At 65.8% G+C, this 16572-nt stretch carries 16 protein-coding genes; 12 read left to right on the forward strand and 4 right to left on the reverse strand.

The features are described 5' to 3' along the window. Positions 1-254 precede the first annotated feature (254 nt). From AXE84_RS05305 to mpaM, 3 genes are all read right to left on the reverse strand, one after another. Positions 255-959, reverse strand: a complete 705-nt coding sequence (locus AXE84_RS05305; RefSeq protein WP_010612965.1) for a response regulator — start codon at positions 957-959, stop codon at positions 255-257. Continuing rightward, positions 956-2014, reverse strand: coding sequence for a sensor histidine kinase (locus tag AXE84_RS05310; protein WP_029316124.1), 1059 nt, complete (start codon positions 2012-2014; stop codon positions 956-958). The genes AXE84_RS05305 and AXE84_RS05310 overlap by 4 nt, the downstream gene beginning before the upstream one ends. Positions 2015-2414: 400 nt before the next feature. Next, positions 2415-3170 (reverse strand): daptide-type RiPP biosynthesis methyltransferase, encoded by a 756-nt coding sequence (mpaM, locus tag AXE84_RS05315; protein WP_060957117.1) that lies wholly within the window; start codon positions 3168-3170, stop codon positions 2415-2417. 457 nt (positions 3171-3627) lie between these two features. Between mpaM and AXE84_RS05320 the strand changes: the two genes are divergently transcribed. From AXE84_RS05320 to AXE84_RS05365, 12 genes are all read left to right on the forward strand, one after another. Continuing rightward, positions 3628-4581 carry an ABC transporter ATP-binding protein gene (locus tag AXE84_RS05320; RefSeq protein WP_010612968.1) on the forward strand — a complete coding sequence of 318 codons (954 nt, stop codon included), beginning with the start codon at positions 3628-3630 and terminating at the stop codon, positions 4579-4581. 31 nt (positions 4582-4612) lie between these two features. Further along, positions 4613-5449 carry an ABC transporter permease subunit gene (locus AXE84_RS05325; RefSeq protein WP_010612969.1) on the forward strand — a complete coding sequence of 279 codons (837 nt, stop codon included), beginning with the start codon at positions 4613-4615 and terminating at the stop codon, positions 5447-5449. A gap of 400 nt (positions 5450-5849) precedes the next feature. Then, positions 5850-7757 (forward strand): asparagine synthase-related protein, encoded by a 1908-nt coding sequence (locus AXE84_RS05330; RefSeq protein ID WP_060957118.1) that lies wholly within the window; start codon positions 5850-5852, stop codon positions 7755-7757. Positions 7758-7788: 31 nt separating this feature from the next. Further along, positions 7789-8037 (forward strand): PqqD family protein, encoded by a 249-nt coding sequence (locus AXE84_RS05335; RefSeq protein WP_060957119.1) that lies wholly within the window; start codon positions 7789-7791, stop codon positions 8035-8037. Between the two features lie 178 nt (positions 8038-8215). Continuing rightward, positions 8216-8344, forward strand: a complete 129-nt coding sequence (locus AXE84_RS13400) for a hypothetical protein (RefSeq protein ID WP_255304736.1) — start codon at positions 8216-8218, stop codon at positions 8342-8344. A gap of 51 nt (positions 8345-8395) precedes the next feature. Continuing rightward, positions 8396-8524, forward strand: a complete 129-nt coding sequence (locus AXE84_RS13405) for a hypothetical protein (protein WP_255304735.1) — start codon at positions 8396-8398, stop codon at positions 8522-8524. 119 nt (positions 8525-8643) lie between these two features. Next, a complete protein-coding gene (locus AXE84_RS05340) occupies positions 8644-9549 on the forward strand; it encodes an ABC transporter ATP-binding protein (RefSeq protein ID WP_208854578.1) in 906 nt (301 codons plus the stop codon). Beyond that, the gene (locus AXE84_RS05345) at positions 9546-10514 is read left to right on the forward strand and encodes an ABC transporter permease (protein ID WP_060957120.1); all 969 of its coding nucleotides are present in this window, start codon (positions 9546-9548) and stop codon (positions 10512-10514) included. Before AXE84_RS05340 ends, AXE84_RS05345 begins: the two co-directional genes overlap by 4 nt. Continuing rightward, positions 10511-11428, forward strand: coding sequence for an ABC transporter ATP-binding protein (locus AXE84_RS05350; RefSeq protein ID WP_010612972.1), 918 nt, complete (start codon positions 10511-10513; stop codon positions 11426-11428). The genes AXE84_RS05345 and AXE84_RS05350 overlap by 4 nt, the downstream gene beginning before the upstream one ends. Positions 11429-11493: 65 nt before the next feature. Beyond that, positions 11494-12213 (forward strand): lantibiotic ABC transporter permease, encoded by a 720-nt coding sequence (locus AXE84_RS05355; protein ID WP_150116252.1) that lies wholly within the window; start codon positions 11494-11496, stop codon positions 12211-12213. A gap of 3 nt (positions 12214-12216) precedes the next feature. Beyond that, positions 12217-12963 (forward strand): ABC transporter permease, encoded by a 747-nt coding sequence (locus AXE84_RS05360; protein ID WP_010612975.1) that lies wholly within the window; start codon positions 12217-12219, stop codon positions 12961-12963. A gap of 86 nt (positions 12964-13049) precedes the next feature. Next, positions 13050-13475 (forward strand): lasso peptide biosynthesis B2 protein, encoded by a 426-nt coding sequence (locus tag AXE84_RS05365; protein WP_010612976.1) that lies wholly within the window; start codon positions 13050-13052, stop codon positions 13473-13475. A 52-nt stretch (positions 13476-13527) separates the two neighbouring features. Here the strand turns inward: AXE84_RS05365 and AXE84_RS05370 are convergent, their stop codons facing one another. Then, positions 13528-16497 carry a lysylphosphatidylglycerol synthase transmembrane domain-containing protein gene (locus tag AXE84_RS05370; protein ID WP_150116253.1) on the reverse strand — a complete coding sequence of 990 codons (2970 nt, stop codon included), beginning with the start codon at positions 16495-16497 and terminating at the stop codon, positions 13528-13530. Positions 16498-16572 lie beyond the last annotated feature (75 nt).

Consider the following 16572-nt stretch of genomic DNA (forward strand, 5'->3'; position numbering starts at 1 on the left):
GGCAATGTCGGAGCTTCTCGCTCAGCCCGGGTCTGCGGCAACAAGCATGTGTGTTCTGGTCAGAAGCTGTTATCCCCAGTTCCGAAAATTCCGCCAGTCGAAATCTTTGCTGAAAGAGGTGAGGTTGAGTGAGAAGGGGAAGAAGTGGAACATCGTTCGTCCTTTCCGGTTACGGTGTTGGCAACGCACTAAGTCTCTTGTTTTAAGTGACAGGGCGAATCGCCCGACCGGATAGGCGGATCGGATGAGTCCGATCACACCAGATTGTGCTGCAGGGCGTACACGGCTGCTCCCACCCGGTCTTGGACTCCGAGCTTGGCGATAATGGCGGATACGTGAGTCTTGACCGTGGCCTCACTGACTCTCAATCGAGTGGCAATCTGCTTGTTGGTCTTGGCGTCCACGACAAGTGTCAGCACCTCCCGTTCTCGTTCTGAGAGGGTGACCCCGTGGGGGAGGGGGGAAGGGGGCTGCTGCGCGTGAGTCGGAACCGGGATGGACTCCGAGGGGCGGGAGGAGCCGCTTGCCCACAGTCTGGCCTGGTCGCTGATGATGGCCGATGATGTTGGTGACAGGACGAGATTGCCTGCGACCGCCTGGTGGATGGCGCCGGCCAAGGATGAGGCACCATCCTCCTTGGCAACGAATCCGCGTACCCCCAGTGCCATGGCTTCGTCAACGATGGAGTCGGCTGTAAAAGTCGTCAGGATGAGGATCGCAATATCTGGTTTCTCCTCGAGAAGTGCTTGAGCCAGTGCGAGGCCATCCATCTTGGGCATCTGGACGTCCACGAGAACGGCTTGGACCCTGCTCTCGACCTCCGAGGAGTGGAAGAGGTCGAGCGCCTCCTGGCCGTCCTTGGCTGTCCAGGCAACGACGATGTCGTCGTTCCTGGAGAGAAGATCCGTCAGCGTCTGACGAACCAGGGCATCGTCGTCCGCAATACCAATACTGATCATGACTCATCCTCGATGACTCGGGTGGGTGGCTGTGAGAGAGGGATGGAGGCGGATGTCAGCCAGGTGCCGTTGTCCATCAACGTATCCAGTGAGCCGCCGACGGTTGAGAGCCTCTCCTTCATACCAAGAATCCCCATCCCGGAGGAAGGAAACCTGTGATGCGAAGAGAGGACCCCATTGGTCACAACCAGGCGAGCCTTGTGAGCGTCTTGACTCAGGGTGATGGTGACCGGTTGATCGTGATCCGCATGTCTCAGAACATTGGAGCACATCTCCCGAAGCACCCGGGAGAGGATGGCAGCTTGAAGGCGAGTGTAGTGCCCGTCTCCCCTGCACTGGTAGGTCACGGAGTAGCCGGACGCGGAGAGGTCGTCGGCGACGGCGCGCACGGACTCCTCAAGATCCAGTACGACGGTTCCCAATCCGGCGGCGGTGTGTTCATGATCGGTGTGCTCGTCCTCGTTGCTTCTTAGGGCTCGCAGCACGAGGCGCAGCTCGTGAAGTGCGTCGGCCGCGGTGGACTCGATCGCGGCGAACTCCTGCTGAGCGGCGACGGGATAGGAGGGATCTGCAGCCGCGCGTTGCGCCCGCAAGGCGGTCTGGGACATCGAGTAGGCGACGAGATCATGCATTTCCCGTGCAATTTCGGAGCGGATGGACTTCAGCTTCTCTGTGGCGGTTGATACTTCTTCTCTTAACGATGCCTCCGTGTGACGCAGTATAGATCCGGGAAGAAGGGTGCAGGCTGCGAGGAACAAATAAGAAACTGCATCCGGAAGGGGGCCTGTTGGTATGATGAGCGCCGCTGGGACGACTAACGCGAGAGTGAGTGCCACCCGCAGGGGAAGAAATGTCGCCAAGAAGAAAAAAAAGGCGGCGTTGGTGATGGTCATGTCGCTGGCGGGAACGTGTGGAACCTGAAGAAGCACGATCCATAGGGTCAGATAACCGAGAGAACCCCATATGGGGAATATGGGGATCAGGAATAGAGCAACAACTGTTAAGAGAAGAAAAAAGAGGCGCTCTGGGGTAGGTGATGTGACAAGGGTGAGCATGAGTGTCATGTTGATGACACCAACCATAGTGCCAATGGCGGCATATCGCCGCTGAGTTCGAGTGGCGCTCCGTAGATGCGTGCCCGGCCACCAGTGGGAGTGGGTTCTGATGGCATCTAGGAAGTTACTCACCACACTTTAATACCGGATAAATTATTGGTATGTCAAGTGCTATTTATGAACGTGAATTCGGGGGGATACCGGTTGTCGTGCGTTGCTGGTGGTAGGCGCTGGGGTGGGGTGGGTGAGGGTGGTACCTGACCAGCCTGCGGTGCCACTCTCCAAACCCCGCAAGCTGTCAGCACTCCCGACGAGGAACTGGGCTGCCGGTGGTCAGACAAGATCGGTTGCCTCACCCACTATGAAGGCGTGGGGTCAGGGGTGCTCGCGCCCGGGTGTGTCACCGTCGATTGACGGCGCCGAGGGTGACGCTGATGTGGTGGGGCAGGACCGGGTCTGGGGTGGATCGTTGGGTGGCCAGGAAGAGGCCGGCTCCCTTGAGGTCGTTGACGAGGTCCTCGGGCGCGACGAGGTGGTGCTCGGAGACGTGCTCCTGGTCGCGGCAGCGCAGGATGGTGCGTCGCCGGCGACCCACCTGGTCGATCTCCTCGGTGAGGTACGTATCTGGCTGGAGCTGGATGGTGCTGGTTTCAGCCGCCTCTGGGAGTACGTGATCGATGGAGGTGATGAGGGTTCCGCCGATCGCCATGTGGGCGGCCATGCATCGTATGGCCGCTCGTCGCTGCTCAGGATTCAACAGACTGATGGATGCCATGGGGAGGCAGACCGCCTTGAACAACTCCTTGATGTCGAAGGAGACCATGTCCGCCTGCCGGAGCTTGATCCGGTCTGCAGCTCCCGACTGGATGGCCCGCCGTTCTTTCAGTCGATCGGCGAGGAGGTTGAGCACGTCGATGCTGATGTCTGTGGCGAGCACGTGGTGTCCCGCGGCTGCGATGGGCACAGTGGTGCGTCCTGAGCCGCACGCGAGCTCGAGGACTCGCAAACCGGCCAGTGCCGGATCGGGCAGGGTGTCGAGAAAGCTGAGGATCGAGGTGATCTCGGTGTTGTCCCGGCGTGCGAGCTCCCAGCGTCGGTGAGCGTCGTCGTCGGCGTAAAGGCTGGGCGTATGGTTCGCTGCTCGTTCGTGAAGCACGGGCTATCACCTCCGGAACTCTGTGGTGGTCATCAGTGGCTCCTTCCCGTTGGAGGAGCGGAGTTCTTTCGATCTCACCATTCAACGATGGTGAGCTCTCTTGGGCATCGGTCGATCGGATGGGTCGACCGGCGGACGCGCCGAGGGGGCTGTGGGGGAACCCTGGTCGGGTAGTACGCGAGTCCGATCCGTTCATCGCAACAGATCGAGCATGCTGTGGGGCCTCGAGGTCTTGAGGCCGCCTCGATAGATGATTCGTCGCCTCGCCCTTTGAGGTGTTCTCGAAGGCCAGGAACTCTCATGCCGACGGGTGGGGGTTTTCTCCGTCCATCGGGTACCCCACATGGGCGATCCGCGCCGTTCCTGGCCCTGCCTAAGGTTTACGGGACAAACACGGAGCAGAAGAGGGCTGCCTTCGCCCGCACCTCCTCTTCTTCACGCGAGAAAGGAGCGCCTCATGATCGAGGCACGTGGATTAACGAAGCGCTACGGCGACAAGGTTGCTGTAGACAACATCTCTTTCACCGTCGAGCCGGGCACCGTTACCGGCTTCCTGGGCCCCAACGGCGCAGGCAAGTCCACCACCATGCGCATGATCATGGGCCTGGACAAGCCGACGACCGGCACCGTGACCGTGGCCGGCAAGAAGTACAAGGACCTCAACGCCCCGCTGTGCACCGTCGGTGCCCTGCTGGACGCCAAGGGCCTGCACGGATCGCAAACGGCCCGCACCCACCTGACGCAGCTGGCTGTGTCCAACGGCATCCCCGTCAACCGGGTTGACAAGGTCCTGGACATGACCGGACTCACCTCGGTGGCCAAGAAGCGGGTCAAGGGGTTCAGCCTCGGGATGGGGCAGCGTCTGGGCATCGCCGCCGCCCTCCTGGGAGACCCTGACATCCTCATCTTCGATGAGCCCGTCAACGGTCTGGACCCCGAAGGCGTCATCTGGGTTCGCCAGATCTGCCGCTCCCTGGCGGCCGAGGGACGCATCGTCTTCATCTCCTCCCACCTCATGGGCGAGATGGCCCAAACAGCCGATCGCCTCATCGTCATCGGCCGCGGCCGCATCCTCAGCACCGGTCCCGTGACCGACGTCATCGCCTCGGCCACCTGCGACACCGTGCGCGTCGCCTCCCCCCAGGCAACCGACCTCGCCGACCTCCTGGCCTCCCAGAGGATCGCCGTCGAGACCCCGGAGCGTGGCGTGCTCACCCTGACCGCCGCCCCTGCCGCTCGCATCGGCGAGCTCGCCGCCGCCCACGGCATCGTCCTGCATGAGCTGACCACCATCAAGGCCAGCCTCGAGGACGCCTACCTCGAGCTCACCGGCGGCAACACCGAGTACAACACCAGCATCCCCAGGGGCCAGGCTGACCAGCCGGTCGCCCAGCAGCACGCGTTGCGTTGAGCCTGACCCCGCAGACCTCAAGGAGAACCCCATGACCGCGATCACCGCATCCGGCACGAAGCTACGTGCCCCCCGCATCAACGGCCACCAAACCTTCGGCCGCGCTCTGCGCTCCGAGTGGATCAAGATCCGCTCTCTGCGCTCCACCTGGGTTACCTCTGCCGTCGCCATGGGCGTCATGGTCCTCTTCGGGGCGGCCACCGCCATCGGCTACCACGACATCCCGGAGCAGGTGGATCAGGCCAAGTACCAGATCACGTCCGCCGCGCCCTTCGGCTATATCATCGTCGCCGTCCTCGGCGCACTCCAAGTCACTGGGGAGTACGCCTCCGGTCAGATCCGCTCCAGCCTCACTGCGACCCCCCACCGGGGTCGACTCCTCATGGCCAAGGCCGCGGTCGTCGCAGTCTTCGCCTTCTTCCTGGGACTACTGTCAACCATGGCGACGTGGGCCGTCACCGTCCCCTTCCTCAAGGATGACGCCGGGAGTATCACCGACAGCGAGTACCTGGGTTTCTTCTGGGGCTCCGGACTCGCCTTCGCCGCCATCGCGCTGATGGGTCTTGCCTACGGCTTCCTCCTGCGCTCCACGGCCGGCGCCATCACGACCGTCGTCGTGGTGCTCTTCGTCATCATGGTGCCGTTGCAGATGATGGCCTCGCAGTGGGAGTGGGCCAAAGAGCTCGCGGGTCTGCTCCCGACCTCCGCCGACGCCGCCATCACGGATCCCTTCGCCGTGGCGAACACCTGGGGCGTTGAGGATACGGCGACCTTCCTCTCCCAGGCGCAGACGGCTCTGATATTCCTCGCCTGGACTGTGCTTCCTCTGCCCATCGCGGCGGCAATCTTCCTCACGCGAGACGCCTAAGGGGCGCACGCCTCGGGAGGATACGCCTCAGGGGCGCATAGGCCGGGGCGCCGACATCCTGCGGGGTGTTGGCGCCCCGTCGCGTCTGCAGCCATACGCAGTGCTCGTTCGGGTGCTGGAGGCGCAACACTTCGACCGAATCTTCATAAACGACCCGGAGTCGCGTTGTTTATGAAGATTCGGTCGAAGTGTGTGGTGGGTGGATGGTGGTGTCGAGCTGCGGGAGATAGCCGAATCCGTCATTTCCCAAGTGGTGCTCCCGCTCGTTGGACGAATGGGTGACCAGATATCAATCGACCGGATAACCCGAATGGCGGATTACATGGCTGTCCGGAACCGGCAGTATTAAGTCATCGACAACGACACACCAACGAGATCAGTGAGGAAGGAGGCGAGCGCCATGACGATCACCGCCCCGGAGATGACGGAATCGGATCACGCGGATAACCCGACGATCACCGTCCGGTCCGTCGATCAACAAGATAATTCCATCATCCTGCCTCAGGCATTCGCCATCGCAGTACCGGACACGGTCGAGGCTGACAACGTCATCAGCATCGCCGCCCCGCAGGCGACGATGATCGCCAGGCACGCCTCGGGCAGGCCTTGGCTCATGGTGCGCATGCCGCAGGCGTACGTCACGGCCTCAACAGCTCCCGGCACCAGTATCGTGGTAGTAGGAACGTGCTCCGCCTCAGTCGAGGATCTCAACAGAATCGCGCGACGCGGTGCCTCGCTCTCGGAAACAGCCGCCGAGGTCATGCGGTTCGACGGGAGCTTCACCGTCTACGCGCTGCGGGATGCGACGATCCTCGCCTGCGGGCCGGCGATGCAGACGCATCGCGTCTTCCACGCCCGCATCTTCGGCACCACCATCGTCTCGGATCGCGCCGATACTCTCGCGGCCCTGGGGAGGCTCCCGCTGGACACGGCAGCCGTGACTCGCTCCCTCCTGGGCAGCCAGCCCAACTTCGACGACGCCCAGCAGCCCATGTGGAAGGGCATCACCCCGGTGTACGGCGGTCACTGTCTCACCGTGGACGCCAGCGCCTCGACTTCGACCCATGCCTGGTGGCGGCGGCCGAGTCCGCGGTTGAGCCGCTCCGAGGGCGCGGCATTACTTCGAGAAAGGCTCCAGGCGGCAGTAGCCGTGCGCTCCCAGCAGCATCGCGAGCTGGCATGCGATCTTTCTGGAGGACTCGACTCCACGCCGGTGTGCTACTACGCCTCCACCGCACCTCAGGGGGTCACGGCTCTCACGTTTTACAGCGATGATCCTGGCGGCCGTGAGGACCTCCGCTGGGCTGAGATCGCCGCTCAGGCGATGCCTCGAGTCAGGCATGAAGCACTCTGGCTGGGCGATGCGCCGTCGTTCTACGAGGGAATCGGCGAGATGGACATTCCCGTCGATGAGCCCACCCAGGTGCCACTCACCGCCCCCCGTATCCTCTACGCGCTCGACCGCGATCGCGACCAGGGCGTCACCATGCACCTTCATGGCGCCGGCGGTGACCATCTCTTCCGCGGTGTCCCTGCATGGGACCACAGCATTGCCCGGCGCCACCCCATTCTCGGCTGGAACCGGGCCCGGGCGGAGGCCGCCGCGATGAAGCAGAGCAGCCTCACGGCGCTCCGGCGCCTCATCGACCGGCGATCGTACTCGCGCTGGTTGAAGGACATGGCGTACGAATCGGTGCGTCCCTCTGCGGAGACCTTCTCCCTCAGAGCAAGCGACTGGTACATACCGCCCCGCATCCCTGCCTGGATCGCCCAGGAGGCGCGAGAGGAACTCATCGCCTCCATGGTCGCCTCGGCCGAGCATGCCAAGCCGCTCTCCCCTGAACGTGGTGAGCATTTCGATCTGGCGAGCATCATCGACGCCTCGAGAGTGACTCGAGGAATGTCTCAGGTCGGCCTCCACCAAGGTATTGGGTATGAGTCGCCACTCATGGATGACCATGTCGTCGAGGCAGTTCTCAGTGTCGCCTACACAGATCGGGACAGCCCCATCGAGTGGAAGCCCCTCATGAAAGCAGCGATGCGCGGGATTCTCCCCGACGAATACCTGCTCCGAACCACCAAGGTGGGGGGGTCGCCACAGGCCGTTCGTGGATACGCACAGAACTTCTCGACAGTGAAGGATCTGCTGGACGAGTCCAGCCTCATGGATCTTGGGATTATTGACCGTCACGCCCTGGAGGAGTCGATTCGACCGTCGGAAACCAGTATGCCACCCACTCTGATTTCCCAGCTCATCAACACCGCTCTTTTCCTCAGGAACTCGCCCTCGGTGACGACTGCTTCCTGATCCCCCACGTCAACTGACCAAAGGAAGACACATGGCAAACAAGAAAGCCGCCCCTCTGCGGGTGCAGACCGATTACGGCGAGGTGGCGCTGGCCCCGAAGAGTGGGAAGTACTGGCACCTTAATTCCACAGCGGCACAGATACTCGATGAGCTCCAGACCGGGGGCGACGCCAGGAGCGCTACGGATGCTCTTGTGGCCACATACGGGATCAGTGCCGAGCAGGCCTCACGTGATGTCGCTTCGACCATCGCATCACTTCACCGTGAGGGTATCGTCTGATGATCCTCCTCCCAGTCCACCCGGTGAGTCACCGGGTCAGGGATGGCCCCGCCACCCCGCCTCCGTTCAAGGCCCGCTCCGAACTGCGGGGCCAGCGGCCCTGAACCGTCCCAGCTGACCACGACGTCACTCCACTGATCGGATGACAGAAGAAAGAACTCGAAAGGAGGTGAGCACTGTGCGCAACTACATTGCACCCGAGATTCACGAGCTCGGTGGATTCGCCAAGGAGACCGGCTTCGGCATCGGCGGCGCCCAGGAGGGCTGGTGGATCATCGCAGACATCTACGGTCCGAACCCGTTCTGATCACATTCAGAAACAATCACAGCACAGATCACCAACACAAGAAAGGAGGTCATGACAATGACCGCATACGCAACTCCGACCGTCCAGGAGCTGGGAGACTTCCAGACCCGTACAGGTGAGTGGGTCGGTCCATACACCGAGTACGTCCTCCCGTTCTGGGACTTCTCCTACGAGGGCTGATCCCCCGTAACCCCGGGAAGGAAGTGGGGGCGGGTCCTGCACCCGCCCCCGCCCCTTCTCAGATGCAGCCGCGCGCTGACAACAACCATCGAACGCACCCGCGCCAAAGGAGGAGAACCATGCCGCAGATGACTCAAGCCCCTGCAGTCCAGGCCTCACAGCTCACCATGTCGTACGACGACAAGACCGTGCTGGCCGGAACCTCCTTCACCATCCCGCGCGGCTCCGTCCTGGCGCTCCTGGGACCCAATGGCGCAGGCAAGAGCACGACCATCGATATCCTGTGCGGGCTCAAGCGCCGCTCCTCGGGATATGTGCGGGTCCTGGGGATCGATCCCGCCCACGCCGACGAGGCGTGGCGAGCGCGAGTGGGCGTGGTACGTCAGTCCTGGCGTGATCACGAGCGCTGGCGCGTCGGCGACCTCCTGCATCACCTCAGCCAGTACTACGGCGCTTATTCCTCCTCTGAGGCGGGATGGGACCCCGATGAGCTCCTGCGCGTCGTTGGTCTGTCCTCGGTCGCTGCGAAGCGCATCCGCACGCTCTCCGGTGGCCAGAGACGGCGGCTCGACGTCGCCATCGGGCTTGTCGGCAACCCCGACATCCTCTTCCTCGACGAGCCGACCACCGGTTTCGACACCGAGGCGCGCAACGAGTTCCACGCACTCATCCATGCTCTGGTCGCGCGGAAGACCCTGACCATTGTCCTGACCACTCACGACCTCAGGGAGGCCGAGGAGCTCGCCAGTCACGTCATCGTCCTGGCCGAGGGGACGGTGAGGTTCCAGGGCACGGTGGAGGAGTTCGGACAGCGGGTGCAGGTCAAGGACCGCATCAGCTATACGGACCGGGGTGAGTTCCACGTGCTGGAAACACCTCCCGATGCCACCGTCCCCACTCTCAAGACGCTCGTCAACACCGCAGGCGAGTCCCTCGAGAATCTCGAGGTCCGACGCGCCACGCTGGAGCAGCTCTACCTGCGCATCACCAACGAGGCCGCACACGCCCGGAGGGCCGCATCATGATGGCGGCCGGAAGCCCCAGCGGAATCGTCGCCCTTGGATACCGGCGCAGCCTCATCGAGCTGAGGAACAACCTCGGCTCTCTGCCAGGTCATCTCATGTTCCCAGTCATCGCGGTGGTCACGATCTCCATCGTCCGTCACAGCGACGCACTCGCCGGCCGGGGCGCCTCCTTCGGGAACTACGCCCTCATCGGCATCCTGCTCATCAACACGCTGCTGTCAGGCGTCATGGGTGCCGCCTCGACCGTCATGCAGGAGAGGATGGACGGCACCCTGCTCAGGTCGAGCTGTCTGCCCCACGGCACGACGGCGTACGCCATCAGCAAGGTCCTCAGCCACTTCCAGCTCGCCGTCACCGCATTCGCGGCGGCGCTCCCGCTCCTGTGGCTGGTCACGGGCCGCACGGCACTCTCCCCCGTGAGCACCGCGGCCCTCCTCGTCGTCGCTCCTGCCGGGCTCCTCTCACTGCTCCCGCTGGCCGTCGTCGTCGGCGCGACGCTCAGGAGTCCGCGCCAGCTCAGCCTTGCCTCCATCAGCGTCATGCTCATCGGAGCAGCCTCGGGGGCGTTCCATCCGATCGCAGGATCGGGAGGGCTCACGCAGGCGGGTGCGATGACGCTGCCGACCTTCTGGGTGAGTGCGAGCCTGCGCAACGCCCTCCTGCCCGAGTCCTCCCACTCGGGTGATCCCAGCGACCTCACGGTGCTGCTCGGTGGCCTCATCGTTCCCCTCATCTGGCTGGTCATCGGGATCTCGCTGGCTCGCAGAGCCCTGCGCCGCGCCTCCAGGTGCTCCGGCGGTCGACGAGGCTCGGCCCGGCACAAGGCGTGCGAGGGCGGCCAGCGCGCACGCAGAACGAGCCCACAGAACCCACGAGCCTCCGGTGCTCGGGCGCGCCATCAAGCCGCCACGAGGCGCAGACGCCGATCCACGACGCAGACAAGACAGAGGAGCATCGCCCGATGAGCGACATCGTCACCACCCATCAGCTCAGCAAGCGTTACGGCGACCGACAGGTCGTTCACGACGTGGACCTGCGGATTCCCGAGGGCGTCGTGTACGGGTTCCTGGGACCCAACGGCGCTGGCAAATCGACCACGATGAAGATGCTCCTGTCCCTCATCCGCCCGAGCAGCGGGAGCATCCGGATCCTCGGTGAGCCGATGACGCGCGAGAACCGTCACAGGCTCCTGGGCCGGATCGGCTCGCTCATCGAGTCCCCTCCGGGGTACGGCCACCTCACCGGCGCGGAGAACATGCGCATCGTGCAGCACCTCCTCGGTCTGAATGACGACGACGTGCGTGACGCCGTGCGGACCGTCCATCTCGAGAGGCACATCGACAAGAAGGTGCGCGCCTACTCCCTCGGCATGAAGCAGCGCCTCGGCATTGCCATGGCGCTGGTCCGCCGGCCCCGCCTGCTCATCCTCGACGAACCGACCAACGGCCTCGACCCCGCGGGGATCGAGGAGATACGAGACCTTCTCCAGCGGCTCGCCGAGCGCGGGACAACAGTCATGGTCTCCTCGCACCTGCTCGGTGAGATCGACAAGACGGCCACCGTGCTGGGCGTCCTGGCCCAGGGACGACTGGTCTTCCAGGGGAACCGCTCGGAGATGCTCGACGTCACCGCGCCGGACATCCTGATCGACTGCGCGGCCCCATCGCGCGCCTGCGAATCCCTCTCCTCCCTCTCCCCGATCCTCGAGCAGAGGTCAGACCGCGCTCTCATCAGGCTGCGTGGGATCACACGGGAGACAACTGCGCAGGCCATCTCCAGCCTGGTCGGCCGAGGCATCGACATCTACAGCGCCGTCCCGGAGGAGCAGACGCTGGAAAGCGCGTTCATGCGGATGACGCAAGGGGGTGGCATCCGGTGACAGCGGCAACCCGGACCTCGATCAGACCCCGCCCTTTACGCGTCCTGCGTGCTGAGTACTCCAAGATGAGGAATCTGAGAATCCTCCCCCTTCTGCTCTTCCTGCTCCTCGGTGCGGTGGGCATCGCAGTGCTCTTTGCCCTCGGCGCCGGTGTTTCCGTCGATCTCAAGGCTCCTGACGGGGATGGCTGGAAGGTGCTGCTCGGTGGCCTTCACGCCGGGGTGTGCCTCCTGGCTCCGCTCCTCATCGCGGTCATCGCCAGCAGGGTGACGGAGATCGAGCGCGCGGGCAATGGATGGCTTCTCTTTGCGGCGTCGGGAACAACACCTGGGCAGCTGTGCCGTGCGAAGTTCCTCGCCCTCGGTGCGCCACTGGCAGCCGTCTGCGTGCTGTGGGGACTGTGCGTGCCGATGTGGGGGGCACTGCTTGGCGTCCCCGCCCCAGTGCCCACCGGCAGGATCGTCGCGTACACCGCCTCGGTGTGCGTCATCAGTCTTGTCATTCTCGCGCTCCAGCTCCTCATCTCCTTGGCATCGGACAACCAGCTGCTGGCAGTAGGAGCCGGAATGCTGGGGGTGCTCCTGAGCATGATCGGCGCTATGGCGCCCACCTGGGCGCAATACCTCACCCCCTGGACCTATTACTCCCTCGTTGTGCCCATGACGTTCGCGGGATCCGATCCCGTGTACCTGGACGCGCCCTTCCCCGGGGCGCTGGTACTCGCCATCGCGGGCGCCGTCGCCTTCACCATCATCACCACTCGTCTCGACCGCAAGGAGGTGTAGGACATGGGAGTCTTCATTGCGGAGCTGATCAAGATCCGGCGCTCAGCGGCGTGGATTCTCGCCGCACTCGTCCCTTCCGTCACTGCCGTGGCCAGCGCCATGGGAGCCTGGACCTCTGGCGGCTTCGAGGATGGCTGGAACACCCTGTGGATCCGATCGATCGGCCTCTACGGGATGCTGATGCTCGGCGTCGGACTGTCCGTCCTGGCCTCCCTCGTCTGGCGCGCCGAGCACACCGGGAACAACTGGAACGCCATGACCGCCCAACCGGTGGCCGCCTGGAGGCTGGCCTCCGCCAAGGTTCTCGCGCTCGCCCTCCTCGCGACCTTCATGCAGGCAGTCCTCCTCCTGACCGTGCTCTTCCTGGGAAAGGTGGTGTTCCACCTGCCCGCTTGGCTCCCGGCTCGCTACTACGCCGTCAGCGTCCTCGTGGTCGTGGCCAGCGTGCCCGTCTGCGCGGCACAGTCCGCTCTGTCAGCGAGGTCCCGCTCGTTCGTTCTTCCCGTCGTGATCGGGTTCGTGCTCACGTGCGTCGGTGCCGTTCTTCTCGCCATCAAGGTCAGGGCGGCCCTGATCTACGCCTACTGCCTCCTGGCTCATACCACTCAGCTCGGATCAGGCTCTGGGGCGGACGCGTCGGCGCTCACGATCCAGTCGGCCACCCTCACCGTCGTTCTGTCCGTCGCGCTGACCGCGCTCTGCGTTCTTGCCACAGCGCGCTACTTCAATCGGACGGACACGCACGCCTGAGTCCCTCCCACCCGTCACTGACCGCCCATCGCCACCACCAGGGCATCGGCAGCAAAGCCGGCTCGCATTCAGAAAGGTGTCCTCTCATGAGCCAGATGCTCCCCACCACCCGCCACTCGATCAGCCTGGTCCAGCGCACGAACATCGCCGTGCTGGTCGGCCTGTCCCGCCTCCTGCGCCATCTCAAGCCCCACCGTCTCCAGCGCCTCATGTCCTTCGTCGTGCGGGGCGCGCAGCCCGCCGACTACAGCATCGCCCGCGACGCCAGGGATGACATCCTCTCCGCCAGCGCCGTGTGCCGCGGGGACAGGGCGTGCCTCATCAGGTCGGTGGCCGCGATGCTCCTGTGCAGGCAGCGCGGCTACGCGCCGACGTGGTGCGTCGGCGTCGTCGCCACGCCCCCCTTCGCCGCCCACGCCTGGATCGAGGCCGACGATCGCATCGTCGATGAGCCTATCGACGCGTCGTACCTGCGGACTTTCTACCGCGTGGGCGCCTCCGCCCGGGCGTGACCGGCCCGCACCGACGGCACCTTCATGACGGGGCCCTGTCCGTGCACGCGCGCTACAGGTCTCCGACCTTCTGTAGGCGCTGGAGGCTGAGCCAGCCCACCGGGATCGGGATCCAGAAGGTCACCAGGCGGTAGACGATCGCCGTGGACAGCGCCACCCCGTAGGGGACGCCGGCGGCGACGAGCCCGGCGGTCAGGGCGAGCTCGACCGGCCCGATACCGCCGGGGGAGGGCACGATCGAGCCCACCGTGTTGGAGGCCAGGTAGGTGATGGCCAGGACCGCGAAGGGCACCGTGTAGCCGAAGGCCCACAGGCTCGCGCTGAAGGACAGGATGTAGGACAGGCTCAGCGTGAGTGCGCCGCCCACGCCCAGGGCCAGTCGCATCGGGTTGGACATGACCCACACGAGCCGTGGCCACACCTGGCGGTAGGTGGGCTCGATCTTGGCCCACACCCAGGTGCGCGCCTTGGGGATGGTCAGGACCACCGCCGCCACGACGACGACGGCGCCCGCGGCGACCAGCACCCAGCCCGAGGGCAGGGTCAGTCCCGTGGACTGGCCGGTCATCGCCGCCAGCACCACGAGCAGCACCACGGTGACGATGAACTGGACCACCTGGACCAGGGCCACCGTGGCCACGCCGACCGCGGTGGGCACCCCCTTGCGGTTGAGGAAGCGCAGGTTGATGGCCGCCCCGCCCACACCGGCCGGGGCCACGAGTGAGACGACGGCGCTGGCCAGGTGCACCTCGGTGGAGCGCCACAGGGAGAGCCGCTCGGGACTGAAGGCCACCAGCGTGAGTCCGGCGCCCACGTAGGTCGCCACGGAGAAGACCAGGGCCGCCAGCATCCACCAGACATTGGCCTGCGAGACGGCGGTGGAGACCTGCTGGAAGTCCATCCCGGCCATGAGCGTCCACACCGCGACCAGTCCGACCACCACCATGAGGACAACACGCGTGGAGAAGCGGTTGAGGCGGGCCGGCTCGGCGTCGGCCGTGGGGGTCAGTGCCACGAGGGCGTCACGCAGGTCCTGGAGCACCTGCCGGCTGGCGCCGCGCCGTCCCATGACCTCGCGGGTCTGGCGCGGCAGCACCACCCGCTGGAGCATGGGGGCGATCGAGGCCAGCTGCGCGGTGGTCAGTGAGCGGGAGGCGGCGTCGATGGCCCGCTCGGCTCCGACCGCCAGCGCCGTCAGCGCCAGGGCCTGAGCCAGGTCCACGCGGCGGGAGAGCTCGGAGGAGATCGTCTCGCCCGAGGCCCAGTCCAGGAGCCACAGCCTCCCGGACTCGTCGACGACGACGCTCGAGGCGTCGATGCTCCCGTGCGCCAGCCCCGCGGCGTGAGCGCGCTGGAGCTGGCTCCACAGCTGTTCCAGGACGTCGTCGTCGACCTCGGCCCCCAGGTCGCTGATGGAGCGGGCGCCGACGACGTGGTCGGTCACCAGCAGCATGGACTCGGCGGCCTCGGCCATCCCCAGCAGGCCGGGGGTGCGCACCTGGGCGCGGCGGGCCTCCATCGTCATGAGGGCGGCGTGCTCGGCGGCCGGGCGCAGGGACAGGTCGCGGGTGGGGGACAGGCCCTTGACGCGGATCTGGTCCCAGATGTTGGAGAGGAACCCGGCCACCTGCCGGTCGGCGTCGAGGAGGGTGACGTTGCGGCGCTCACCTGCCGAGTCCCACACGGCGTACATGCGGTGGACTGAGGCCCGCTCCTGGGACAGGGCCTCGCTGGAGGCCTCGGCCAGGACCGCGGCCAGGTCGACGTCGGTGGCCGGCTTGATCGTGTTCGCCTCCGCCGAGGTCTGCGTGCTCCCGGTCCCGGCCGTGTCCACTGGCGCCGAGTCGAGAGGGGAGGCGGCCTGTCCGCTCGATGGGGCGGCGGTCGCGTCGGTGACCTGCTCGTCAGCGGAGGCCTCGTCGGCGGCGGGCTCGAGGCCCGCGGGCTCCTGTGGCGGTGGGTTCAGCGGGTTCTCGCGCACCTGCTCACGGACCTGCTCGGTGTAGCCCAGGGGGGCGTCGGTGGTGACGACCCAGGCGCGCGCCTCGGGGGCACGGTCCATACGGACCACGCGTACGGCGTCGATCCCGGCCCGGCGCAGGGCGCGCACGAGCGTGACCCCGTGGGCGCGGCGATCCTCGACCCCGAAGACGTAACGGACCAGCAGGCCGACGACGCGGCCCAGCAGCAGGGACAGCACCGCGCCCGGCAGGGTCAGGGCGCCGCGCAGTACCGCCATGCCCAGGACCGCCCACAGGGCGCCCCAGCCCGAGCGCATCACGGTGGAGCTGTTGCGGTCGCCGGCGGCCGTGAGCAGGCCGGCCATGGAGGCGAAGACGGTGGAGACGCCCAGCTGGGCGGTGCCCGAGGCGGTGACCGTCAGCCCCATGACCAGGGCGGTGGGGCCCCAGACCACGAGGCCGGTCATCGCGGCGACGGCGACCAGGTGACCGGCGATCCCCGACAGGACGGCTTGGCCCAAGGAGCGCCAGGAGCGGCGCAGGACCCGGTCCAGCAGAACGGCCAGCGGCACGATGAAGGTGACCAGGCCCTCAATGGTCTGCAGGGGGAAGACAAGGATGCGGCGCAGCACCACCGCCAGGGCGTTCTGGACGTCCTGGGTGACGCCGGTCGTGGTCTCGCGGGCGTAGATCGCCAGGACGAGGACGGCGAAGATGCCCAGGAGCGTCAGGGTCAGGTCGAGCAGATCCTCCGTGCGGCGCAGGCGGTGCGCGGTGGTGTCCACCAGGAGCGTCGTCGAGCGGGGGGCGGCGGGACCGGAGACCGGGGCGGGCTCGGCCACCGGGGCGACCCCGATGACGGGGATGCCGACGGGCGAGGTGGAGGTCGACTCCGCTGAGGGTGCAGAGGATATGGAGGGCGCGGAGGCGGCCGAGGGGACGGGAGGCGCGGGTTCCTGCCGGGCGACGGCGGTGGCGGGCTCGCCGGGAGGCTCGGTGTGCATCGAGGCGTGGTCGAGGTCGCCGGCCGGCGGGGGCGAGCCTGGTGCCGCATCTGTCATGACGCCGATTCTAGGGGGAGAGCCTGGGCGGACCCTCCTACGCCGGAAGGAGCCGCGCGGCGGCGTTGGTCTGTT

The organism is Actinomyces oris (assembly GCF_001553935.1).
Taxonomy (GTDB): domain Bacteria; phylum Actinomycetota; class Actinomycetes; order Actinomycetales; family Actinomycetaceae; genus Actinomyces; species Actinomyces oris_A.